This is a genomic window from Herbaspirillum sp. Her4 (genome assembly GCF_057961335.1).
This window is the reverse complement of sequence record NZ_CM176330.1, coordinates 3,315,260-3,337,435: the sequence shown is the minus strand read 5'-3', so window position 1 is coordinate 3,337,435 and position 22,176 is coordinate 3,315,260. Positions and strand designations below refer to the sequence as shown.

General features: G+C 62.6%; 22 protein-coding genes and 5 tRNA genes. 2 read left to right on the top strand and 25 right to left on the bottom strand.

The features are described 5' to 3' along the window. Window positions 1-37 precede the first annotated feature (37 nt). The 7 genes from htpX to ACWFUC_RS15065 all read right to left on the bottom strand — a co-directional run bounded on the left by htpX (window position 38) and on the right by ACWFUC_RS15065 (window position 6,294). Window positions 38-916, bottom strand: a complete 879-nt coding sequence (gene htpX / locus ACWFUC_RS15095) for a protease HtpX (protein WP_008328006.1) — start codon at window positions 914-916, stop codon at window positions 38-40. Window positions 917-1,063: 147 nt separating this feature from the next. Continuing rightward, on the bottom strand, window positions 1,064-1,489 hold the full coding sequence (locus ACWFUC_RS15090; RefSeq protein ID WP_489625325.1) for a hypothetical protein: 426 nt from the start codon (window positions 1,487-1,489) through the stop codon (window positions 1,064-1,066). Window positions 1,490-1,798: 309 nt separating this feature from the next. Next, window positions 1,799-2,773, bottom strand: coding sequence for a GGDEF domain-containing protein (locus ACWFUC_RS15085; protein WP_489625324.1), 975 nt, complete (start codon window positions 2,771-2,773; stop codon window positions 1,799-1,801). After that, window positions 2,770-3,393 (bottom strand): chemotaxis protein CheC, encoded by a 624-nt coding sequence (locus ACWFUC_RS15080; RefSeq protein ID WP_039786354.1) that lies wholly within the window; start codon window positions 3,391-3,393, stop codon window positions 2,770-2,772. The genes ACWFUC_RS15085 and ACWFUC_RS15080 overlap by 4 nt, the downstream gene beginning before the upstream one ends. After that, on the bottom strand, window positions 3,390-3,773 hold the full coding sequence (locus ACWFUC_RS15075; RefSeq protein WP_034334120.1) for a response regulator: 384 nt from the start codon (window positions 3,771-3,773) through the stop codon (window positions 3,390-3,392). The genes ACWFUC_RS15080 and ACWFUC_RS15075 overlap by 4 nt, the downstream gene beginning before the upstream one ends. A 210-nt stretch (window positions 3,774-3,983) precedes the next feature. Continuing rightward, on the bottom strand, window positions 3,984-4,169 hold the full coding sequence (locus ACWFUC_RS15070) for a YbdD/YjiX family protein (RefSeq protein WP_034334124.1): 186 nt from the start codon (window positions 4,167-4,169) through the stop codon (window positions 3,984-3,986). A 55-nt stretch (window positions 4,170-4,224) separates the two neighbouring features. Then, window positions 4,225-6,294 (bottom strand): carbon starvation CstA family protein, encoded by a 2,070-nt coding sequence (locus tag ACWFUC_RS15065; RefSeq protein WP_039786358.1) that lies wholly within the window; start codon window positions 6,292-6,294, stop codon window positions 4,225-4,227. 278 nt (window positions 6,295-6,572) lie between these two features. Here ACWFUC_RS15065 and ACWFUC_RS15060 point away from each other — a divergent pair, with 278 nt between their 5' ends. Then, window positions 6,573-7,964 carry a cache domain-containing protein gene (locus ACWFUC_RS15060; RefSeq protein WP_121039580.1) on the top strand — a complete coding sequence of 464 codons (1,392 nt, stop codon included), beginning with the start codon at window positions 6,573-6,575 and terminating at the stop codon, window positions 7,962-7,964. Continuing rightward, window positions 7,957-8,604 (top strand): response regulator, encoded by a 648-nt coding sequence (locus ACWFUC_RS15055; protein ID WP_034334115.1) that lies wholly within the window; start codon window positions 7,957-7,959, stop codon window positions 8,602-8,604. Before ACWFUC_RS15060 ends, ACWFUC_RS15055 begins: the two co-directional genes overlap by 8 nt. Here the strand turns inward: ACWFUC_RS15055 and ACWFUC_RS15050 are convergent. The 18 genes from ACWFUC_RS15050 to lepB form a co-directional block, all read right to left on the bottom strand. Continuing rightward, window positions 8,601-9,218, bottom strand: coding sequence for a histidine phosphatase family protein (locus ACWFUC_RS15050; protein ID WP_489625321.1), 618 nt, complete (start codon window positions 9,216-9,218; stop codon window positions 8,601-8,603). The two genes, ACWFUC_RS15055 and ACWFUC_RS15050, sit on opposite strands and share 4 nt — an antisense overlap. A 3-nt stretch (window positions 9,219-9,221) precedes the next feature. Then, complete coding sequence (locus ACWFUC_RS15045) at window positions 9,222-10,052, bottom strand: adenosylcobinamide-GDP ribazoletransferase (RefSeq protein WP_489625320.1); 831 nt, start codon at window positions 10,050-10,052, stop codon at window positions 9,222-9,224. Beyond that, window positions 10,045-11,079 (bottom strand): nicotinate-nucleotide--dimethylbenzimidazole phosphoribosyltransferase, encoded by a 1,035-nt coding sequence (cobT, locus tag ACWFUC_RS15040; protein WP_489625319.1) that lies wholly within the window; start codon window positions 11,077-11,079, stop codon window positions 10,045-10,047. The genes ACWFUC_RS15045 and cobT overlap by 8 nt, the downstream gene beginning before the upstream one ends. Window positions 11,080-11,231: 152 nt before the next feature. Continuing rightward, window positions 11,232-12,206, bottom strand: coding sequence for a chemotaxis protein (locus tag ACWFUC_RS15035; RefSeq protein WP_121039568.1), 975 nt, complete (start codon window positions 12,204-12,206; stop codon window positions 11,232-11,234). A 327-nt stretch (window positions 12,207-12,533) separates the two neighbouring features. Next, window positions 12,534-12,609 (bottom strand) — tRNA-Gly (locus tag ACWFUC_RS15030). Between the two features lie 53 nt (window positions 12,610-12,662). Beyond that, window positions 12,663-12,738, bottom strand: a tRNA-Gly gene (locus ACWFUC_RS15025). A gap of 53 nt (window positions 12,739-12,791) precedes the next feature. Further along, window positions 12,792-12,867: transfer RNA gene (locus tag ACWFUC_RS15020), tRNA-Gly, on the bottom strand. Between the two features lie 11 nt (window positions 12,868-12,878). After that, window positions 12,879-12,952, bottom strand: a tRNA-Cys gene (locus ACWFUC_RS15015). Window positions 12,953-13,104: 152 nt separating this feature from the next. Then, a tRNA-Gly gene (locus ACWFUC_RS15010) sits at window positions 13,105-13,180 on the bottom strand. Between the two features lie 66 nt (window positions 13,181-13,246). Then, a complete protein-coding gene (pgsA, locus tag ACWFUC_RS15005; RefSeq protein WP_039786370.1) occupies window positions 13,247-13,837 on the bottom strand; it encodes a CDP-diacylglycerol--glycerol-3-phosphate 3-phosphatidyltransferase in 591 nt (196 codons plus the stop codon). 123 nt (window positions 13,838-13,960) lie between these two features. After that, a complete protein-coding gene (gene uvrC, locus ACWFUC_RS15000; protein WP_489625318.1) occupies window positions 13,961-15,826 on the bottom strand; it encodes an excinuclease ABC subunit UvrC in 1,866 nt (621 codons plus the stop codon). Window positions 15,827-15,843: 17 nt separating this feature from the next. Continuing rightward, window positions 15,844-16,872: a beta-N-acetylhexosaminidase gene (gene nagZ / locus ACWFUC_RS14995; protein ID WP_489625317.1), complete on the bottom strand. Its 1,029-nt coding sequence runs from the start codon at window positions 16,870-16,872 to the stop codon at window positions 15,844-15,846. Continuing rightward, window positions 16,869-17,261 carry a holo-ACP synthase gene (gene acpS, locus ACWFUC_RS14990; protein WP_088753669.1) on the bottom strand — a complete coding sequence of 131 codons (393 nt, stop codon included), beginning with the start codon at window positions 17,259-17,261 and terminating at the stop codon, window positions 16,869-16,871. The genes nagZ and acpS overlap by 4 nt, the downstream gene beginning before the upstream one ends. A gap of 10 nt (window positions 17,262-17,271) precedes the next feature. After that, window positions 17,272-18,045, bottom strand: coding sequence for a pyridoxine 5'-phosphate synthase (pdxJ, locus tag ACWFUC_RS14985; protein WP_489625316.1), 774 nt, complete (start codon window positions 18,043-18,045; stop codon window positions 17,272-17,274). 163 nt (window positions 18,046-18,208) lie between these two features. Then, a complete protein-coding gene (gene recO / locus ACWFUC_RS14980) occupies window positions 18,209-19,060 on the bottom strand; it encodes a DNA repair protein RecO (RefSeq protein WP_343741197.1) in 852 nt (283 codons plus the stop codon). A gap of 101 nt (window positions 19,061-19,161) precedes the next feature. Next, window positions 19,162-20,091, bottom strand: coding sequence for a GTPase Era (era, locus tag ACWFUC_RS14975; protein WP_088753666.1), 930 nt, complete (start codon window positions 20,089-20,091; stop codon window positions 19,162-19,164). Then, the gene (rnc, locus tag ACWFUC_RS14970; RefSeq protein ID WP_134222098.1) at window positions 20,088-21,065 is read right to left on the bottom strand and encodes a ribonuclease III; all 978 of its coding nucleotides are present in this window, start codon (window positions 21,063-21,065) and stop codon (window positions 20,088-20,090) included. Before rnc ends, era begins: the two co-directional genes overlap by 4 nt. Window positions 21,066-21,260: 195 nt before the next feature. Next, window positions 21,261-22,175 (bottom strand): signal peptidase I, encoded by a 915-nt coding sequence (gene lepB / locus ACWFUC_RS14965; protein WP_121039550.1) that lies wholly within the window; start codon window positions 22,173-22,175, stop codon window positions 21,261-21,263. Window position 22,176 lies beyond the last annotated feature (1 nt).

Below are 22,176 nucleotides of genomic sequence, written 5' to 3'. Positions count from 1 at the left end.
GGCCGCACTTGGCGCGGTACGGCCCGCCACCTGGGCATCAGCGTGCGGCCTGCAGGGCGGCGATGCGCGACTCCAGCGGCGGGTGGCTGGAGAACAGGCCCAGCCAGGATTCACGGCCGGAGATGCCGGAAGCCTGCAGGTTCTGCGGCAGGCCGTCGGACTGCAAGCCGCCCAGGCGACGCAGCGCATTCATCATCGGCACCTTGGAACCCATCAGGGCTGCGGCACCGGCGTCGGCGCGGTATTCGCGCTGGCGCGAGAAGTACATCACGATGATGCTGGCCAGGATGCCGAAGACGATTTCACAGACGAACACGGTCACCATGTAGCCGATGCCGGGGCCGCTGTTTTCTTCGTTGTTCCTGCGCAGGAAAGAGTCGACGAAGTAGCCGACGATGCGCGCGAAGAACATCACGAAGGTATTGACCACGCCCTGGATCAGGGTCAGCGTGACCATGTCGCCGTTGGCGATGTGGGCCACTTCGTGGGCCAGCACGGCTTCCACTTCTTCCTTGGTCATGCCTTGCAGCAGGCCGGTGGAGACCGCCACCAGCGAATTGCTCTTGCTGGCACCGGTGGCAAAGGCGTTGGGCGGGCCGTCATAGACCGCCACTTCCGGCATGGGCAGCTGGGCACGGGTGGCCAGGGTCTGGACGGTTTGCAACAGCCACAGTTCGGTGGAATTCTGCGGCTGCTCGATCACGCGCGCCCCGGTGGACCACTTGGCGATGGTCTTGGACATGAACAGCGAAATGAAGGAGCCGCCAAACCCCATCAGGCCGCAGAACACCAGCAGCATGCCGAAGTTGAGGCCGTTGGCAGTGAGGTAACGGTTCACGCCGAGCAGGCTGGCGGTGAAGCTCAAGACCAGCATCACGGCCAGGTTGGTGACGAGGAACAGAACGATGCGTTTCATGGTTTTTCCTGATGGACAAAAGTGTGCCGTGCGCACGCGGCGGCACGGCGGGTCAAACGATGGGTTCAGTACAGAGCAGCGCGCTGGCGCACGAAGCGGCAACCGCGCCTGCGCCCTGCCCCGCGGCAGGTGCGCATGTGGCGGGGCTTATGCCAACGGAGGAGGACGCAACTGGTCGCGCAGGTAGGACGACCAGCTCAGGCTTGCCGGAAAGGCGTGGGGAAACGGAAACCAGTGCAGTCCGGGCGTGGCGATGGCCGGCGGCAAGGCCGGATCTTCCAGCTCGCCCTGGGCGCTGGGCTGGTCATCGTCATCGATGCCAGCGGGTTGATCATCGCCGGACAGGCTGCCCGATGCGAGAAGGTCGGCAGGTAGATGCAGGGCCGCAGAAACCGCAGCAGAAACCGCGCAATGATGCGCAGCCGCCGGGTCCTGCGCATGCGCATGCAGCTGCATCGGCGCGGCGACCTGCAACTGCTCGCGCAACTGTTCACGCAGCTGTACCTCTCCCGTGGCTGCCAGCAATTGCAGCGGGATCAGCAGAGTCAGCAGCAGGAGCAGCAGTCGGCGCATCAAACCCTTGGTGAACGAAAAAGTGGACAAAAACCATGTGTGCCACGAAGATCAGGCAGCGGCCTTTTGTCAGGCCATTGTCAGCATGAACGGATGCGCATTATACGCAAAATTGCCAGCCCGCCCTGCCCGCCTGTTCCCCCCGGAAAACCAAGCCCTCCGGCAAGTTATCCACAAAAACTGTGAACAAGCCTGTTGATAAGCACACTGACCATTTCTGACATGCTTGCTCAGCAAGGGTTTCCTATAAATTGCCCTTGTTTTACACAAAAGTGAAGAAATTTCCACAAGGCATGCCCACAGGCCGAATCAGTCGGTCGCTACCACCTTGTTGCGCCCGCCCAGCTTGGCGCGGTACAGCGCGGCGTCGGCTGCCGACATGAGCAGACGTCCATCCATCCCCTCCGGCACTGCACGTGTGCACACGCCGACACTGATGGTCACGCGGTGCGCCACCAGTGACTTGGCATGGGGCTCGGCGAGGCCGTACACGGTCTCGCGCAGGGCTTCGGCGACCTCGGCGGCCTGACCAGGCGACAGGCCTTCCATCAGCAGGATGAATTCTTCACCGCCATAGCGCGCCAGCAGATCACCGGGCCGCTGCAACTGCCCCTGCAGGGCCGCTGCCACACGCTTGAGGACCTGGTCGCCTGGTCCATGGCCATAGTGGTCGTTGTACTGCTTGAAGAAATCGACGTCGACCATGAACAGCGACAGCGTCCCGCCCGACTGTCCCACGCGGTGCAAGGTCTGGGCGTAATGTTCATCGAAATGCCGGCGATTGTGAATGCCGGTGAGGCCATCGGTGCCGACCTGGCGCTTGAGCACATCGGAATGCGACTGCAGCATCTTCTCGCGGCGTACCGAGTTGCTGGCATCGCTGATCTGGATCAGGCACAGGCGCTCGCCCTCGGGGCTGTCGAGGGGCGTGAGCACCACCGACTGCACCATGCGGGCCGGTGCGGCCAGCGGGCCTGCCGCCGGGGCTGCCCCATGATCCGGATAAAGCGGCAACGGTGCCCGGTGCAGCGCGCTGGAGAGAACGGCCGGCAAGCCGTAGCCCAGCGTGTTGTCGATGGCCCGCAGCAGCGCCGGCGAGACGCGCTCGTCAAACACGTGTTCGAAGCGTGCGTCCAGCGCCTGGTCCGCGGGCACGCGGCTGTGGCGCGCCACCCAAGCATTCCAGAGCAGAATGTGCAGTCCGGCGTCCAGCATGATGAGCCCGCCATGCAGCTGGTCGAGCACGTCCTCGGCGCGAAAGCGGGGTACCACGGCGGTGCTCATGCCAGACCGATCTTGCCCAGGTAACGCTGCACATGCTCCACCAGCGCGTGCAGCGAGGAGGAGCTGAGCAGGAAAATAAGATGGCCGTCAGTCTGATGCTTCTCGATCACCAGGTCGATGTGCAGCACCAGCACATAGCTCTCATCGCCCTGCGCGCTCGCCAGCCGCGCCGAGATATCGTCGGGCGACGACACCAGATACTGCGGGAGCGAACTGTTGAGGGTGATTTCCAGCATGTCGGCCATGGCCGAGAGGCAGGCATTGAGGATGATGTTGCCCAATTCGCACATGGCTTCGCGCTCGAACTCGGCGAGCTCGTCCAGGCTCATCTGCGAGCCCATCATGTCGCGCACGATGGACAGCGCACGATCCTCGGTGAACAGCAGCACCGCTTCCGCATCGAACGGGCCATCGAAATTCTGGCTCACCGTGGCAAAGCGTCCGCGCGTGCGCGGCAGCACCTGTTCGTCAATGGCACCCGAACGCAGCACTTCCACCGAGGGCACCGACAGTCTTACTTCGTCGCCCACGATCTCGGACAGGCTCTGCGCCGCTCGTCCGGCACCCACGTTGAAGATTTCAGTGAGGGCGTCGCGTTCGATCTCGTTGAGGATGCTCACAGCGGGCCCCGGAAATGCAGCAGGGCCTGGCCGATCGATTTTTCCGTGACCGGCTTGGCGACGAACAGCGCCCCCAGTTGCTGGGCACGGGTCTGCACGGCTTCCTGGATGTTGGCCGAGAAGATGGCGATGCGTACCGACGGATGCGCCTGCAGAATCTGCGCGGCGGCATCGGTGCCCAGCATGCCGGGCATGTTGATGTCCATCGTGCAGTAGTCGGGCACGGATTGCCCGACCAGGGCAATGGCCTCTTCGCCGGTGCCGGCTTCCATCACTTGCCAGTCCGGGTGGACGGCCAGCACGTTGGCCTTGATCACCATGCGCGAGACCTTGCTGTCGTCGACAATGAGAAGGGTCTTGCCGCTATCGTTGCTTGCCATCTTGAATCACCTTGAACATCAAAAAACTGAAGAATGCTGACGTATTGCCATGCGTTCAAAAATGATAAGTCAAAAGCAACATCCTTCGTATGAGGGAATTCCTGATAAGAAATAACCTGCATCATGGAAACGCCATAAAAAAAAGAGACCCGAAGATCTCTTTCTCATTGGCCTCTATTGCACTTCTGGCCAGCGGGAAAAAGGCGTATTTCAACAGCACCGCCCCACCCGCCCCTTGCCGCCATAGCGCGCTTCCTGCCGCTCGCGGAAGAACTCTTCATAGGTCATCACGCAGTGATCCGGGTGAGCCGCTTTCATGTGCGCCACATAGGTGTCGTATTCGGGCATGCCCACCATCAGGTTCAGCGTGCGGCCGACCTGGCGCCGCCAGGCCATCAGTTGCGCCAGGGCGCCAGGTTTGCTCATGCTGTTCTCCTTGATGCAAAAAGCTTCATTGCGGGGCTACGGCACTGGCGGGCAACGCTTCGTAGGCCGATTCCTTGACGCTGGGCTGGTGCGCCGCACGCGCCTTGAGCACGGTACGGATGCCGAACACCAGCACGCTCACCACCACCAGCATGAACATCGCGGCCAGGCCGGCATCGACGTAGTCGTTGAAAATCACCTGGCGCATTTGCTCGATGGACTTGGCCGGGGCCAGCAGCTTGCCTTCATCCAGCGCTGCCTGGTACTTCTGCGCATGCGCCAGGAAGCCCACGCGCGGATTGGCATCGAACACCTTCTGCCAGCCGGCGGTCAGGGTGCAGATCAGCAGCCAGGTAGTAGGCACCACGGTGACCCAGGCGAAGCGGTCGCGCTTCATCTTGAACAGCACGCAGGTCGCCAGGATCAGGGCAATACCGGCCAGCATCTGGTTGGAGATGCCGAACAGCGGCCACAGGGTATTGATGCCACCCAGCGGATCGACCACGCCCTGGTACAGGAAGTAACCCCAGCCGGTCACGCACAGGCCGGTGGCGATCAGACTGGCGGCCCACGAGTCGGTACGCTTCATCGGCGGGATGAACGCGCCCAGCAGATCTTGCAGCATGAAGCGGCCGGCACGGGTACCGGCATCCACGGCAGTGAGGATGAACAGCGCTTCGAACAGGATGGCGAAGTGGTACCAGAAGGCCATCATGGCTTCCCCCGTCACACCGGAGAGAATCTGGGCCATGCCCACGGCCAGTGTAGGCGCGCCGCCGGCGCGCGAGATGATGGTGTGTTCACCCACGGCCTGGGCGGTGTGGGTCAGCATCTCGGGGGTGATGTGGAAGCCCCATTGCGAGATCACCTGGGCCACGTTCTCGGGCGTGGTGCCAATCAGCGCAGCGGGACTGTTCATGGCGAAGTAGATGCCCGGCTCGATGCAGGACGCCGCGATCAGCGCCATGATGGCCACGAAGGATTCCATCAGCATCGCGCCATAGCCGATGAAGCGGGCGTGCTTCTCGTTTTCCAGCAGCTTGGGGGTAGTGCCAGACGAAATCAGCGCATGGAAGCCCGAGACCGCACCGCAGGCGATGGTGATGAACAGGAACGGGAACAGCGAACCCGACCACACCGGACCACTGCCGTCGATGAAGCGGGTCACCGCATGCATCTTCAGGTGCGGGGCGATGAAGATGATGCCCAGCGCCAGCGCCACGATGGTGCCGATCTTCAGGAAGGTGGACAGGTAATCGCGCGGTGCCAGCAGCAGCCACACGGGCAGCACCGAGGCGACAAAGCCGTAGCCGATCAGCATCCAGGTCAGCTGCTTGCCGTTGAAGGTGAACATCTGTCCCAGCACGGCATGTTCCTGCACATACTGGCCACCGACGATGGCCAGCATCAGCAGCACGAAGCCGATCCACGAGACTTCACCGATGCGGCCCGGACGGATGTAGCGTGAATACACGCCCATGAAGAGTGCAATGGGAATGGTCGCGGCCACGGTGAAGGTGCCCCACGGCGACTCGGCCAGGGCCTTGACCACGATCAGCGCCAGCACCGCCAGGATGATGACCATGATCATGAAGGCGCCGAAGAGCGCAATCACGCCCGGCACCTGGCCCAGCTCGGACTTGATCAGGTCGCCCAGCGAGCGGCCGTCGCGGCGGGTGGAGATGAACAGCACCATGAAGTCCTGCACGGCACCGGCAAAGACCACGCCGGCCAGGATCCACAGCATGCCCGGCAGATAACCCATCTGCGCGGCCAGCACCGGGCCCACCAGCGGACCGGCGCCGGCGATGGCGGCGAAGTGGTGGCCGAACAGCACGTACTTGTTGGTGGGCACGTAGTCCAGGCCATCGTTGAACTTGTAGGCCGGCGTCATGCGTGCGCCATCCAGGCCCAGCACGCGCTCGGCGATGAATTTGCTGTAGAAGCGATAGGCGATCAGGTAGACGCACACCGAGGCCACGACCAGCCAGACGGCATTGATCGATTCGCCGCGCTGCAATGCGACGTAGGCGCAGGCCCCGGCGCCGCCCAGGGCGACAGCCAGCCAGCCCAGTCTGGAAACCAAGCGGTTCATTGTTCTCCTCCTTGCGGATATGAATTGTTGTGGGAAATCTTGTTGTCGTCAGTGCGTTCCCGTCCGGGTCCACGTGAATGAAACCGATTGAACGGACGCACTGCGCAGGATGCCCGCCAGTATCGGCATGCCCCTCCTGCCCCACAAGCGCAGCACTACGCAGAGCCGCTACGTAGAATTACGCAGGGTGAAAGGATTTTCTTTCGGGGTGATAAGCGGCGGGAAAACGATATGAAGATTTACGCGGGCACCCAGAGGCTTTGGGTAGAATCGCGGGCATGAAACTGCGCCAGAAAATCATCTTCCTCGCCATCGTCCCGCTGTGCCTGGCCTTTGCGGCCATCGCGCTGGTGGTGCGTTACCAGGCGGTGGAACTGGCGCGCCAGCAGCGTTCCACCATCGAGGCCGCCTACCTGGCCAGCAAGAATACCGAGCTGCGCCACTATGTGGATCTGGCCCAGCATGCGCTGGCCCATCTCTACGACACCGGACGCACCGATGACGCCATCAAGGAAGAAGCCCGGCGCATCCTCTCCGACCTGGCCTTCGGCGACGATGGCTATTTCTTCGTCTACGACGACCAGGGCCGCAGCATCATGCATCCGCGCCAGCCGGAACTGGTGGGACGCGAGATGTGGGACTGGCGCGATGACTCCGGCAGCCCGACCATCCGGCATCTGATCGAACGCGCCCATCAGGGTGGTGGTTTCGAACGCTATCTGTGGCGCAAGCCTTCCAGCAAGACGGTGGCACCCAAATTGGGCTACGTGATCGCCCTGCCGCGCTGGGGCTGGGTGATCGGTACCGGCATCTATCTGGATGATGTGGAAGCGGCACTGGCCCAGGTCGATCACCAGAATTCCGGCTACCTGCATCAGACCATGCTGTTGATTGCGATCATCGCGTTGTCCAGCGCGCTGGCGGTGGGACTGGCCGGCCTGCTGCTGAACCTGAGCGAGCATCGCGTGGCCGATGCCAAGCTGCGCCAGCTGGCCCAGCGCGTGGTGCGTTCGCAGGAAGAAGAACGCGCGCGCCTCTCGCGCGACCTGCACGACGGTATCAGCCAGTGGCTGGTCTCCATCAAACTGCAGATCGAAGCCGCGCTGGAACGCCTGCGCGGCACGCCCGAACAGGCGGCGGCAGCCCGCGCCGGCTTTGAAAAGACCGCCACCCAGATCAACGGCGTGCTGGCCGAAGTGCGCCGCATCTCGCATGATTTGCGGCCGGCCATCCTCGATGATCTCGGACTGGCGGCGGCACTGGAACACCTGTGCGGTGAGTGGCGCGAAAGCAGCCCGCAGACACAGATCGTCTTCGAGCACGAGCGCCAGCGTGAGGACGGCGCTGCGCTCCCGGACGTGGTCAACACCGTGCTGTTCCGCGTGGCGCAAGAAGCGCTGACCAACATCGCGCGTCATGCCAACGCCAGCCAGATCAGCATGCGTCTCTATGACGGCCACAACCTGCTGATGCTGCAGGTGCAGGACAACGGCAGCGGCTTCGATCCCGGCCAAGTCGACGATCATTCGCGCCATGGTATCGGCCTGCGCAACATGCGCGAGCGCATGGAAGCCGTAGGTGGCGAACTGGGCATCGATTCGTCGGCTGCCGGCACCAGCATCAGCGCCATCATTCCCCGCTCTTCTCTTTTGCCTTCACCCCATGTCTGATACCGCCCCGCCCATCGCCCCTGCCACGACGCGCATCATGCTCATCGACGATCATCCGCTGGTGCGCGACGGCTTGCGCGCACGACTGGAAACCGTGCCCGGACTGGAAGTGGTGGCCGAGGCCGGCAATGCGGAGGAAGCATTGGCCGCCGCTGCCCGCCATCCAATCGATCTCACGCTGATGGACATCAACATGCGCGGCATCAACGGCATCGAGCTGACGGCGCGCTTTCATGCGCTGCATCCGGAGATTGCGGTGCTGATCCTGAGCATGCATGACAAGGCCGAATACGTGATGCAATCGATCCAGGCCGGTGCGCGCGGCTATGTGCTCAAGGACGCACCCAGCCAGGACATCGTGCATGCCATCGAAACGGTGCGTTCGGGCGGGATCTACTACAGCGCCGCACTGGCGCGCCAGCTGACCCAGCCGCTGCCGGTGCGCGAGTTGCTCACGCAGCGTGAACGCGAAGTGCTGCAGCACATCGCCAATGGCGAATCCAACAAGCAGATTGCCCGCGAACTGGACCTGAGCGTACGCACGGTGGAAACCCATCGGCTCAACATCAAGCGCAAGCTCAATATCGATGGCCAGGCTGAACTGATCAAATTTGCGGTGGAGTCGCGCGGGGCAGGCTAGCGCTTCGGACTGACGGAGACGTCCAGTGCGAGCAGGCGGGCATGGGGGATCTCGGCGCGATGGGCTGCGGCACGCAGGGCGATGTCACTGAGGGCTGCGGCATCGGGCCGGGCAGTCTCCCCCTGCCCTGCACGCCATGCGGCGCAGGCGTGCAGCATGCGGATGGTACCGGCATGACAAATCACGATGACGCCTTCGGCGGGCGTGGCCAGCAGGTCGTTGAAGGCTTGCCACATGCGGCTTGCCACCTCGGTCAATGTCTCGCCGCCGCCGGGTGCGTAATGCACAAGATCGGCATTCCAGGCCTCGACCTCGGCCCAGGGGATGTCATCCCAGGGGCGCAGCTCCCACTTTCCGAAATCCATTTCCTGCAGCCGCGGATCCACGTCCGGTGCGGGTCGATGCATGGCCTGCGCAAGGGACTGCGCCAGCTGCGCGCAGCGCTGCAGCGGACTGCTCACCAGCGGCCAATCAGGCGGCAGCGCCTGCAACTGGGGCAATAGTTGCGCCACGCTCTGCGCCAGCATCTCGGGCGCGACCGCGATATCGCTGCGTCCGTAACAGGTGCTCTTGTCCACCAGCGGCTGGGGATGGCGAATCAACTGCAACAGCATGGCTCAGGGATTCCACCAGGACGGCAGCGAGGCAAGCGCACCGAGATAAAAGGCGGTCTCGCTCAACTGCTGGACCGCACCGAGGCAATCCCCGGTATAGCCGCCGAGGCGACGCCGGAACCGCGCGGCCAGCCAGAGCGTCGCCACGGCTGCCAGCACCACGCCGGCGGCAATGCGCTGCCAGGACATCATGCCCAGCGCGATCACCCCGATCACCGGCAGCACCGCAAACAAGGTCGCCAGCAGGAATTCGCCCTGCCCCATCTGCTGCGCCAGCGGCTTGGCCTTGCCCTCTTCGCGCACGTATTCCATGCGCCAGATGAGACAAGTGGCCAGCCAGCGCGACAGCGGATGCGCCATCCCCAGCACGGCCAGCACCTGCAACGGCAGCAGCGCCTGCAAGGCCGCCAGTTTGGTCAGCAACAGCGCGACGATACCGATCACGCCATAACTGCCCAGGCGCGAATCCCGCATGATCTCCAGCGCACGTTCTCGGCTGACTGCGCCACCGAGGCCATCGCAGACATCGGCAAAACCATCCTCATGAAAGGCGCCGGTGAGCCAGATCCCGACTGCAGTGGACAGCAGCACCGCCACCATCTGCGGCCAGAACTGCACGGCCAGCAGGTAGACCAGGGCGCAGGCCCAGGCCACTATCCAGCCGACCAGCGGGAAATAGCGCGTGGCATGTTGCAGCCAGTGCGGCTGGAAGCCCACCCAGCGCGGGATAGGAAGCCGTGTGAAGAATTGCAGCGCCGTGAAGAACAGGCGCAGCTGGTACAGCGGACCGTCGCTGCGGGGTGATGGCGGTGATGTGAAGTCTTTTTCAGACATGCTTTTCGCTGACGCTGGCCGAGGAGAAGGTCGCCATGCGTTCCAGGAAATTGATCGCCGCACGCAGCAGCGGCAAGGCCAGTGCGGCACCGGTGCCCTCGCCCAGGCGCAGGTCCAGCTGCATCAGGGGCGTCGCACCCAGGTACTGCAGCATGCGGCGATGGCCGGCCTCATCCGAGCAATGCGAGAACACGCAGTACTCCAGCACGGCCGGCTGCAAGGCGGCTGCCACCAGCAGCGCCGAGGTGACGATGAAGCCATCGATCAGTATTACCTTGCGGCGCTGTGCCGCACCGAGCATGGCCCCCGTCATGAAGGCGATCTCGAAGCCGCCCAGGGCCGCCAGTCGCTCCAACGGTGCGCTCGCTTGCGCATGCAGGCGCAGCGCACGCGTCACCGCATCGGCCTTGCGGGCGACGCCTTGGGCATCGAGGCCGGTGCCGGCCCCGACGCACTCTTGCACCGGCACGCCCGTAAAGGCGGCCATCAATGCGGCGGCGGCAGTGGTATTGCCGATCCCCATTTCACCAAAGCCCAGTACATCGGCCTGCAACGATTCAGCGAACTGGAACCCGGCCTGCAGCGCAGCCTGGCATTGCTGCGCCGTCATCGCCGGGCCTTGGCAGAAGTTGGCGGTACCGGGGGCGATCTTGCGGTCCAGCAGGCCATCGCGCGGGCCGAAATCGTGATTGACGCCGGTATCGACGATATACAGCGCACATTCATTCTGGCGCGCGAAGATGTTGATCGCGGCACCTCCGGCCAGGAAGTTCTCCACCATCTGCCAGGTCACGCTTTGCGGGTAGGCCGAGACGCCCTCGGCAGTGACGCCATGGTCCCCGGCACAGACCACGATGGCACTCTGGCGCAGCACCGGATGGTCGCTGCCCTGGATCAGGCCGATCTGGCGCGCCAGGCGTTCCAGTGCACCCAGGCTGCCGAGAGGCTTGGTCTTGTCATTGATGCGCGCTTCCAGCCGGGCGGCCAGGCTGGCATCGAACGGGGAGGCAATGGCGGGAATCTGCATGAGGAAAGGCTCTGCGCCGCTGACTGCGGCAGGATCAAGGGAGCGCCAGTATACGAGATCGCCGCTGGCTGCGGCAGGACAGATAACGGCGAGAACAAAAAGAAAGGGAGCCCGGAGGCTCCCTTGATGATGCGTGCAGCGTGTGTAGTACCTCAGGCCTTGGCTGCAGCGCGGTCGAGCACGCCGAAGATGGTCGAGGCCAGTTCATTGGCTTCGAACTTGGCAACGTAGGCATCCCCGCCCACGCTCTTGACGTGGTCCTCGTTGGCCGAGCCGGACAGCGAGGAGTGGATGATGACCGGGATGTTCTTCAGGAAATCCTCGCGCTTGATGTTGCGGGTGAGCGTAAAACCATCCATTTCCGGCATTTCGAGGTCGGTCAGCACGAAGGAGATCTTGTCGGAAATCGGCTTGCCCTCGGCGCGTGCTTCCTTGGCCAGTTTCTGGATCTTGTCCCAGGCATCCTTGCCGGTGACATGCATCTCGAAGGGAATCTCCATGGCGCGCAAGCCCTGCTCGATGAGCGAACGGGCCACCTTGGAATCGTCGGCGGCAATGGCCACCGCACCGGGGCGCATGCCATGGCCGGCGCTCTTTTCCAGGTTTTCCATTTTCATGTTGCGGTCGCTGGGCATGATCTCGTGCAGGATCTGCTCCACGTCCAGCACCTGGGCCAGGCGGCTGGTGTCCTTGTCCTGGTCGAGGCGCGCGATGCTGGTGACGAATGCGCCACCACTGCTGGTTTCCGCCGACAGGACCTGGCTCCATTCCAGGCGCACGATCTCGTCCACCGACTCGACCGCAAAGGCCTGCGTGCTGCGCGCGTATTCGGTGACCAGCAGGATGTTGAGGCCGGTCTTGGGCACACAGCCCACCACGGCCGGCAAGTCGATCACCGAAATGATCTGGCCGCGGATGTTGACCATGCCCAGCATCGGCGATTGCGTACCGGCCGCCTTGGTCACAGGCGGCATGGGCACGATTTCGCGGATCTTGAAGACGTTGATGCCAAACAGCTCGGAGCGCTCGCCATGTGGATCCGCCCCCAGACGGAACAACAGCAGCTCGAACTTGTTGGATGCGGTGAGATTGGTTCTTTCGTCAATCTCTTTCTGAAAATTGTCCATGCCCCCTCCCCCGGATGCAAATGATGGTGACAGGCGAAAAGCCTGACTCAGCAATGTAGTGGGGAAACATGGCCGTGGCAATCAGGCAATCGCCTATAGCCGACATTTTTGATTTTTGCCAATGCTGCGTATACCGAAATACCACGCTGGCCGCGCCAGGAGAGACGCATCGTCCCGCCTGGGCCGAAACGGCGGCACGGTGAGACTAAAAACAGGCGCGTAAACAATATGCAGCAGACGGGAGGAATGGCCGGCTTGCCTGCAGGAAAAGCAGGAAATGCGGCGCAGAAATGAAAAGAGGAAGCCCGAAGGCTTCCTCTTTCAATTTGGAGCGGGAGAAGAGTCTCGAACTCTCGACCTATACCTTGGCAAGGTATCGCTCTACCAACTGAGCTACTCCCGCATGGGACTTTTACATCTACTGCCACAGGCTGCCGAAGCTGCCTGGTTTGAAACTGGAGCGGGAGAAGAGTCTCGAACTCTCGACCTATACCTTGGCAAGGTATCGCTCTACCAACTGAGCTACTCCCGCATGGGAACCACCACTTTACTGCCACAGGAAGCCGAAGCTGCCTGCCTTGAATCTGGAGCGGGAGAAGAGTCTCGAACTCTCGACCTATACCTTGGCAAGGTATCGCTCTACCAACTGAGCTACTCCCGCATGGAGCGTTTTGGAGGCGGGGGTCGGGATCGAACCGGCGTAGACGGCTTTGCAGGCCGCTGCATAACCACTTTGCTACCCCGCCTTGGGGACACGCATACTACCTAAAACACGTGTTGTTTGCAAACATCTTTTTTGACTTTTTTCGACTTGCGCCGCAGCCAAACTTTCAATGCTCGCTCACCTATCACAATAAAAAAAGGAAGCTTGTTCAGGCTTCCTTTTTTCCAAGTAACTTGGAGCGGGAGAAGAGTCTCGAACTCTCGACCTATACCTTGGCAAGGTATCGCTCTACCAACTGAGCTACTCCCGCATCGAAAACAGAACGCTATTATAAGGCAGCGTTGGTATTTGTCAACTATCGATCTTAATTATTTAATTATTTTTTTCTGTTCCCGGCATCGGCTTCCCTGATCATCGGCATCGCCCTGCGCAGGTAGTACAGCATCGACCATACCGTCAGCACCGCTGCCACCAGCAGCAGCAGGCTGCCCCACAGTCGCGTATCGATGAAGCCGAACAGGCTGTCGTAGTACAGCAGCATGGGGATGGCGATCATCTGTGCGGTGGTCTTGATCTTGCCCAGCGAACTGACCGCCACCGACTTGGAGGCGCCGATCTGGGCCATCCATTCGCGCAGCGCCGAGATGGCGATCTCGCGGCCGATGATGATGAAGGCGATCACCGGATGCACGCGGTCCAGATGCACCAGCACCAGCAAGGCGCCGGTGACCATGAGCTTGTCGGCCACCGGGTCGAGGAAGGCGCCAAAGGCGGAGGTCTGGTTCCAGCGGCGCGCCAGGAAGCCATCGAACCAGTCGGTGGCGGCCGCGACGATGAACACGGCCGTGGCGGCGATGCCTTGCTCGTAGCGGTTCAGGCCAATCTCAGGGAGGTAGTAGACCCCGACGACCAGAGGAATGAGCGCCACCCGCAACCAGGTCAGCAGAATCGGAATATTGAAAGGCATACGTCTTGGAGGGTTGGAGCGGCGTACACGAAAAAAAATTTACCGAATAGTAGCAGAGTCGCCCCCTGCTGCGCCCGCCTTTACGTCGGCACGCGCAGCAACGGGTCAGCAGAGGCGAAGAACTCAATGCAACTGGCGATAGATTTCTTCAGCCAGCTGGCGCGAGATGCCTTCCACGGAAGCCAGGTCATCCACGCTGGCATCGACCACCCCGCGCAGGCCACCGAAGCGCACCAGCAGGCGCTGGCGGCGCTTGGCACCGATGCCCTCTATCTCTTCCAGGCGCGAGGTCTGGCGTGCCTTGGCGCGCTTGGCGCGCATGCCGGTGATGGCGAAGCGGTGCGCTTCGTCGCGGATCTGGGCGATCAGCATCAGTGCAGCCGATTCCTTGCCCAGCTCCTTGGGGGCGCGGCCATCGGCGAAGACCAGGGTTTCCAGGCCGACCTTGCGCCCTTCCCCCTTGGCTACGCCGACGATGAGACTGATGTCCAGACCCAGTTCGGTCAGCACCTGACGCGCCATCTCGACCTGGCCTTTGCCGCCGTCGATGAGGACGATATCCGGCATCACGCCTTCGCCATTGGCCACCTTTTCGTAGCGGCGCGTAAGTACCTGGCGCATGGCGGCATAGTCATCGCCGGGCGTGATGTCGTTGATGTTGTAGCGGCGATATTCACCGTTCTGCATCGCATGGTGATGGAACACGACGCACGAGGCTTGCGTGGCTTCACCTTGCGTGTGGCTGATGTCGAAGCATTCGGCGCGCAGTTCGTCCAGATCTTCACGTTCCAGCTCCAGCACTTCAGCCAGTGCACGCGTGCGGGCCTGTTGCGAGCCCTGCTCGGACAGCAGGCGCGCCAGTGCGATCTCGGCCCCCTTGGCGGCCATTTCCAGCCACTGGCGGCGTTGGCCCTGCGGCTGGAAGGTCAGCGTGATGCGGTGGCCGCACTGCTCCATCAAGGCCATCATCAGCGCCGGATCATCGAACTCGGTACCCACGATGACCGAGCCGGGAATGAACTTGTCGATGTAGTGCTGGGCCAGGAAGGCCTTGAGCACTTCAACCTCGATGCTCTCCTCGGCGGTATCCATCGCATCATCCACATGCGTGGGGAAATAGGCGCGATCTCCGAGATGGCGGCCGCCGCGCACCATCGCCAGATTCACGCAGGCACGTCCGCCCTGCACCGTCACGGCGATGATGTCGATGTCGGCATCGCTGACCGTCTCCATGCTCTGCTGGTGCAGCACGCTGGAGAGCGAACCGATCTGGTCGCGCACGGCAGCGGCCTGTTCGAACTTCAGGTCGGCGGCGAAGGCGTGCATCTTCTGCTCCAGCGCTTCCATCACTTCGCTCTGGCGGCCGCGCAGGAATTTGGAGGCATTCTCCACGTCGAGCGCGTAATCCTCGCGGCTGACCAGATTCACGCAGGGACCGCTGCAGCGGTGGATCTGGTGCAGCAGGCAGGGCCGCGTGCGGTTGGTGAAGACGGTGTCTTCGCAGGTGCGCAGCAGGAACACCTTCTGCAGGATCTGAATCGATTCCTTCACGGCCCCTGCATTGGGGAACGGGCCGAAATACTGGCTGCGCTTGTCCACCGCACCGCGATAGTAGGCCATGCGCGGAAAGGCGTGGCCGGTGATCTTCAGGTAGGGATAGGACTTGTCGTCGCGAAAGAGGATGTTGAAGCGCGGACGCAGCGTCTTGATGAGATTGTTTTCCAGCAGCAGCGCTTCGGCCTCGCTGCGGGTGACCGTGGTTTCCAGGCGCGCGATGCGCTCGACCATCATGGCGATGCGCGGGCTGGTCAGGGTCTTCTGGAAATAGCTGGAAACGCGCTTCTTGAGGTCACGCGCCTTGCCCACGTAGAGCACGTTGTCTTCAGCGTCGAAGTAGCGATAGACACCCGGCAGGTGCGGCAGCCGGGCAACCGTCTCCAGCACGACTTCACGCGGGTCGGGGAGCGGGGGTACTGGGATCTCGGACATGAGCGAAAGCAAAAAACTTACAGCGACTGCAGCAGCGCGCGTGCGGCCAGGTAGCGCGGATCGGCTTGCAGCGCATCCCAGGCCAGCGCCTCGCCACAGGGCAGCAAGGTCGCGCGGCGCGCGGCAGAGGCGGCGTCGGTGCCGCCCTGCAGACCGGCGAGGATGGCATCGGCCTTGTCCGGCGAGTTGCAGATCAGCGCCACATCGCAGCCCGCATCCAGCGCCGCCTGTGCGGCTTGCAGCGGACCACCGGCGACACTGGCACCGTGCATGCTGAGGTCGTCACTGAAGATCACCCCCTGGAAGCCGAAGCGCTCGCGCAGCATCGACAGCCAGACCTTGGAGAAACCGGCCGGTTGCGCATCCACCTTGGGGTAGATGACGTGCGCCGGCATCACGGCGGCCAGGCTCATGCCCAGCCAGTCATAAGGGGTGGCATCATCGCCGAGGATCTCATCGAGGCCGCGTTCATCGACCGGAATGGCCACGTGAGAGTCGGCCGTGACGAAACCATGGCCGGGGAAATGCTTGCCGCAATTGGCCATGCCTGCCAGCGCCAGGCCGTGATTGAGGCTCTTGGCCATGAGCGTGACCACGCGCGGATCGCGATGGAAGGAACGGTCGCCGATGACGCTGGAGACACCGTAATCCAGATCCAGCACCGGGGTGAACGACAGGTCGATGCCACAGGCGCGCAGTTCGGCGGCCAGCACGAAGCCGGTGGCCGTGGCCACCTTGGTGGCTTGCAGCACGTCGCGATCCCAGAGCTGGCCGAGCTGGCCCATGGCCGGCAGACGCGTAAAACCATCGGTGCGGAAACGCTGCACGCGGCCGCCTTCGTGGTCCACGGCGATCAGGATGCCGGGACGCGCCTGACGAATGGCAGCGGTCAGCGCAAGCAGCTGTGCGCGGCTTTCATAGTTGCGGGCAAACAGGATGACCCCGCCCGTCAGCGGGTGCTGGAGGCGCGCGATATCGGCGGCGTCCAGCGTGGTGCCGACCACGTCCAGCATCACCGGACCGAGCGGCTTGACGGCTTGATTCATGACTTCTCCACGATGACAAAGGCGACGGCGTATTCCACTTCGTCGGTGACGGAAACCTGGGCGCTCAGACCCTGCTCTTCCATCCATTCTTGCAAGGCGCCGCTGCAGACCACCACCGGCTTGCCGCTGGGCGCGTTGAGGACCTGCATCGCACGCCAGGTCATGGGCATGCGCATGCCCATGCCGATGGCCTTGGAAAAGGCTTCCTTGGCGGCGAAGCGGGTGGCCAGGAAGCGCACGCCGCGCGCTTCCACCTTGGCTTTGCGGCGCAGGTATTTTTCCATTTCCTGCGGGCCCAGGATCTTGGCGGCGAAGCGGTCGCCGTGACGTCCCAGGGTCGCCTCCAGGCGCGAGATCTGGAGGATGTCGGTACCGATGCCGTAAATCATGCGGCGCGCCTCAAGCCTTGGCCTTCAGGGCGTTCAGGCGGGCCTTGACCATGATGGCCTTCATCTCGGAGACCGCATTGCGCCAGCCGGCAAAGACCGCATGGGCAACCACGGCGTGGCCGATGTTCAGCTCAGCGATCTCGGGAATGGCGGCGATGGCCTGGACGTTGGTGTAATGCAGCCCGTGGCCGGCATTGACCTTCAGGCCGAGCTTGACGCCAGCCTGCACGGCGATGCGGATGCGCTCCAGCTCTTCCTGCTGTTCACGCTCGCTGGTGGCATCGGCATAACGGCCGGTATGAAGCTCGATGACGGGGGCGCCCGATTCTGCGGCGGCCTGGATCTGCTCGACATCCGGATCAATGAACAAAGAGACGCGAATGCTCTCCTGCTGCAACTGGCGGATCGCCGCCTGCACGTCGGCAAAATGGCCGCGCACGTCCAGGCCGCCTTCGGTGGTGACTTCGGTACGCTTCTCCGGCACCAGGCAGACATCCTGCGGCTGGATGCCACAGGCGAAATCGATCATTTCTTTGGTGACGGCGGCTTCCAGATTCATGCGCGTCTGCAGCAGCGGGCGGATGGCCTTGACGTCTTCATCGCGGATGTGGCGGCGGTCTTCACGCAGGTGCAAGGTGATCGCATCGGCACCGGCTTCCTCGGCTTCCAGCGCGGCGCGGATGGGATCGGGATAACGGGTGCCGCGCGCATTGCGCAAGGTGGCGACGTGATCGATGTTGATGCCCAGGTCGATGACCGGGCCGGCAGGCTGCAGGAAACTCATGGTGTCAGGAAGCTTCGTTGGAATGATGTCGGGATGTGCTCAAAGCTGCACGTGAAGAACCGTGCAGCCAGTTCTGGATTGTAGCGGCTCGGGATCGCACGCGGGAACAGACGGGATCAAGTGGCAGCATGTTCTGGCCGGCGGCAAGCGGGCCGCCGCGCCATCACAGTTGCATCAAGTCGATCAGGATCTGACGCGTGTTCAGCTGCGCACCGCCCAGGTGATGCGACAGCAGGTAGCGCATCAGGAACTTGCTCTGCAATTGCGTGGTGGGGTCGCTGTAGTCTTCGCGTTCCATGTCCAGCAGCGTCTTGCCGGAGACCTTGGGGGCGCGATCGGAAATGCGTTCAGGACGCGTGCCCTGCTCCGGATCGACGACGTAGATGCCATCGGGCTGCACGGTCTTGCCGCTGGCCACACAATGGCTCCAGTTGCCGGCCACGCCGGTTTGCTTCAACAGGATGCGTTCGAACTGGCGCAGCACGATGGGAGCATTTTCGCCATGGGCCAGCTTGTTGAGGGTGGCCACGTAATGGTCGAACAGCGCCGGGTGCGCATCTTCGCGCGCCAGCAGCTTGACCAGCAATTCATTGAGGTAGAAACCGCACAGCAGCGCTGATTTTTCCAGCGGCAGCAGACCGCCTACCCATTCGGCATCGGTCAGCGTGCGCACTTCGGACTTGCCGCTCCACGACAGCGAGAGCGGCTGGAAGGTCTGCAAGGCTCCACGCAGTTTGGAATGCGGACGCTTGGCCCCCTTGGCCACCAAGGCGATACGGCCGTGATCGCGCGAGAACACGTCGATGATCAGGCTGGTTTCCTTGTAGGGATAGCTGTGCAGCACGAAGCCCGGCTGCGCCAGGACCTTGTGCTCCTTCTCCGGCACCGCGCGGCTGCGCGCACGGGGCGCGGCCGGCTTGCGCGCCGGGGCCTTGGCCGGTGCCTGGGGCGCGACCGGCGCGGCCGGATCAGCTACCTGGCCGTCGAGCTGGGGTTCGTTGAGCATGGTGGTCATGGATATCCGTCCTGAATGCGTGAAGCCACGTCGTTGGGGCGCGGCGTAATGCCATGATTATGCAGGGATTGCGCGCAGCCCGCAGAAGGCCGCACGTGGGCTCACTCGTAGCCGTAGGCGCGCAGGCCGGCTTCGTTGTCGGCCCAGCCCGATTTGACCTTGACCCAGATCTCCAGGTAGACCGGACCACCGAAGAGGCGCTCCATGTCCAGGCGCGCCTGTGTGGAAATTTCCTTCAGGCGCGCGCCCTTCTGGCCGATCACCATGGCCTTGTGGGTGTCGCGTTCGACCAGGATGGCCGCGAAGATGCGGCGCAGGTTGCCTTCCTGCTCGAACTTTTCGATCAGGACCGTGCTGGTATAGGGCAATTCTTCACCGACGAAGCGGAACACCTTCTCGCGCACGATTTCGGAGGCCAGGAATTTCTCGCTGCGGTCGGTGATGTCGTCTTCGTCGAACATCGGCGGATTCTGCGGCAGCAGCTTGCGCACTTCTTCCTGCAGGCGATCGAGCTGGAAGCGCTGCTTGGCCGAGACCGGCACCACGGCGGCGAAATCATGGTGCGAAGCCACTTCGCGGGCGAAGGGCATGAGCGTGGTCTTGTCCTTGTTGCGGTCGGCCTTGTTCAACACCAGGATGCAGGGCACGTTGGCCGGCAGAAGATCAAGCACCTGCTTGTCGGCCGGGCCGAAGGTACCGGCTTCGATCACGAACAGGATCACGTCGGACGCCGTCAGGGTATTGGTGACGGTGCGGTTCAGGGTCTTGTTCAGGGCATTGCTGTGACGCGTCTGGAAACCCGGCGTGTCGACGTAGACATACTGGGTGTTCTCGATGGTCTGGATGCCGGTGATGCGGTGGCGCGTGGTCTGGGCCTTGCGCGAAGTGATGCTGACCTTGGCGCCGACCAGCACGTTCATGAGGGTCGACTTGCCAACGTTGGGACGACCGACGATGGCGATGTAGCCGCAACGGTAATCGCTCTCGGGGGTCTGCGCCGATGCGTCGTCGGCCATGGGGGAATCTGTCATGCTGTTCTGGATTGCGAGGCGGATGAAGCCGCCGAAATGGGTTCTGCTGCGGCCGTTTCAGTGCGGTCGCCGGTGGTCTTGCCTTCGTTGCGCGCCGCAACTGGCGCGCCCTTCTGTTCCTTGGGTTCCTTCAGCTCCTTGGCTGGCTTGGCAGGCTTGCTGCCATTGGCCGTTGAGGCGTCGGGACGATTGCCCTTGCCCGCATCGTGCTCGGGGGCGTCCGGCTGGATGGTGGCGATGCCGGCCAGTTTCAGCTGGGTGGTGCGGGCACGCGGCTTGCGGCCGGCAGACGGGGTCTTGGCCAGTGCCAGCTGCACCGCTTCCAGGGCCAGCTTGGCGGCGGCCTGCTCGCCAGCGCGGCGGCTGCCGCCGGTGCCGAAGACCTGGATGTCCAGCTTGGGCACCAGGCATTCGATCTCGAATTCCTGACTGTGGGCCGCACCATGGGTGGCGATGACGTTGTACTGCGGCAGCGGGATCTTCTTGCCCTGCAAAAACTCCTGCAGCAGGGTCTTGGCATCCTTGCCCAGGGTCTTGGGATCGACGTGTTCCAGTACCGGGACATAGAGCGAGCGAATCACCGCACGCGCTGCCTCGAAACCGGAATCCAGGAAGATCGCGCCAAAGAGCGCCTCCAGCGTATCGGCCAGGATCGAGGGACGGCGGAAGCCGCCGGATTTGAGTTCGCCTTCACCCAGGCGCAGGAACTGCGAGAGCTCCAGCCGCTGGGCGATTTCATACAGGGATTGCTGCTTGACCAGGTTGGCGCGCAGGCGCGAGAGGTCGCCTTCGTCGATCTTGTCGTAGCGTTCGAAGAGCAGCGAGGCCACCACGCAGTTCAGCACCGAATCGCCGAGGAATTCCAGCCGCTCGTTATGCAAGGCGCTATGGCTACGGTGGGTCAAGGCCTGCTGCAGGAGCGAAGCATCCTTGAATGGGTGGCCTAGCCGTTGTTGCAAGAGTTGAGGATCCATTTTTTCATCCGTCATTCAGTCTGCCGCCCCGATACGCGCAGTGGCGCGTGGATCGGGGATTACCAGCCTGACCAGTCAGCGGGATCGGTTCAAAGCAAAGCTGAAAACTGCTCCGGGTCTGCCTCCACAATGCAAAGTTGCCAATTGGAAACTGCAGAAACTGCGCAAGCTGCTGGACCAGGATGCGGCGCGCTCTTAGTGGAAGCTGCCGATCCGCTTGATATCGCCCAGGTTCATCCAGACAAAGAAGGCCTTGCCGACGATGTTCTGGTCCGGCACAAAGCCCCAGTAGCGACTGTCGAGGCTGTTGTCCCGGTTGTCGCCCATCATGAAATATTCACCCGGCGGCACCGTGCAGGCGAAACCTTCGGCGTTGTAGGTGCACAGCTCATGATGCGGGAAGGCATCGGGATTGGGCACGAAGTTGGGAGCACGCTCATCAGTGAGAATCTTGTGCTCCACGCCGGTCAGGTTTTCCTGCCATTGCTTATAGTACGTCAGATTTTCGTCATCCAGATAATCCGGCAGCGCTTTGTAAGAAATTTGTTCACCATTAACCGTTAAGCGCTTGTTTTTATAGACTATTTTATCACCAGGCACACCCACCACGCGCTTGATGTAGTCCACCGACATGTCCTTTGGGTACTTGAAGACCATGACGTCGCCGCGCTGCGGCTGGTTCACTTCGATGATCTTCTTGTTGATGATGGGCAGGCGGATACCGTAGGTGAATTTGTTCACCAGGATCAGGTCGCCCACCAGCAGCGTCGGCACCATCGAGCTGGACGGGATCTTGAACGGTTCATACAGGAAGGAGCGCAGGCAGAACACCAGCGCGATTACCGGGAAGAAGCTGCCGGAATATTCGATCCAGGCCGGCTGCTTCAGGTGGCGCGCCTGCAGGTCGGCACGGGCGGTGGCGACGGTACCGTCACGCTTGACGCCTTGCGCCTGGTCGCGCGCGACAGCGGCGTCGAACTCGGCCAGGGCGGCGTCGGCGCGAGCGCGGCGCTGCTTGGAGAGGAAGAAGGTGTCGGCGAACCAGATCACGCCGGTCACCAGCATCAGCACGAACAGAATGAGTGCGAAGTTGCCCAACAAAGCCTGCATG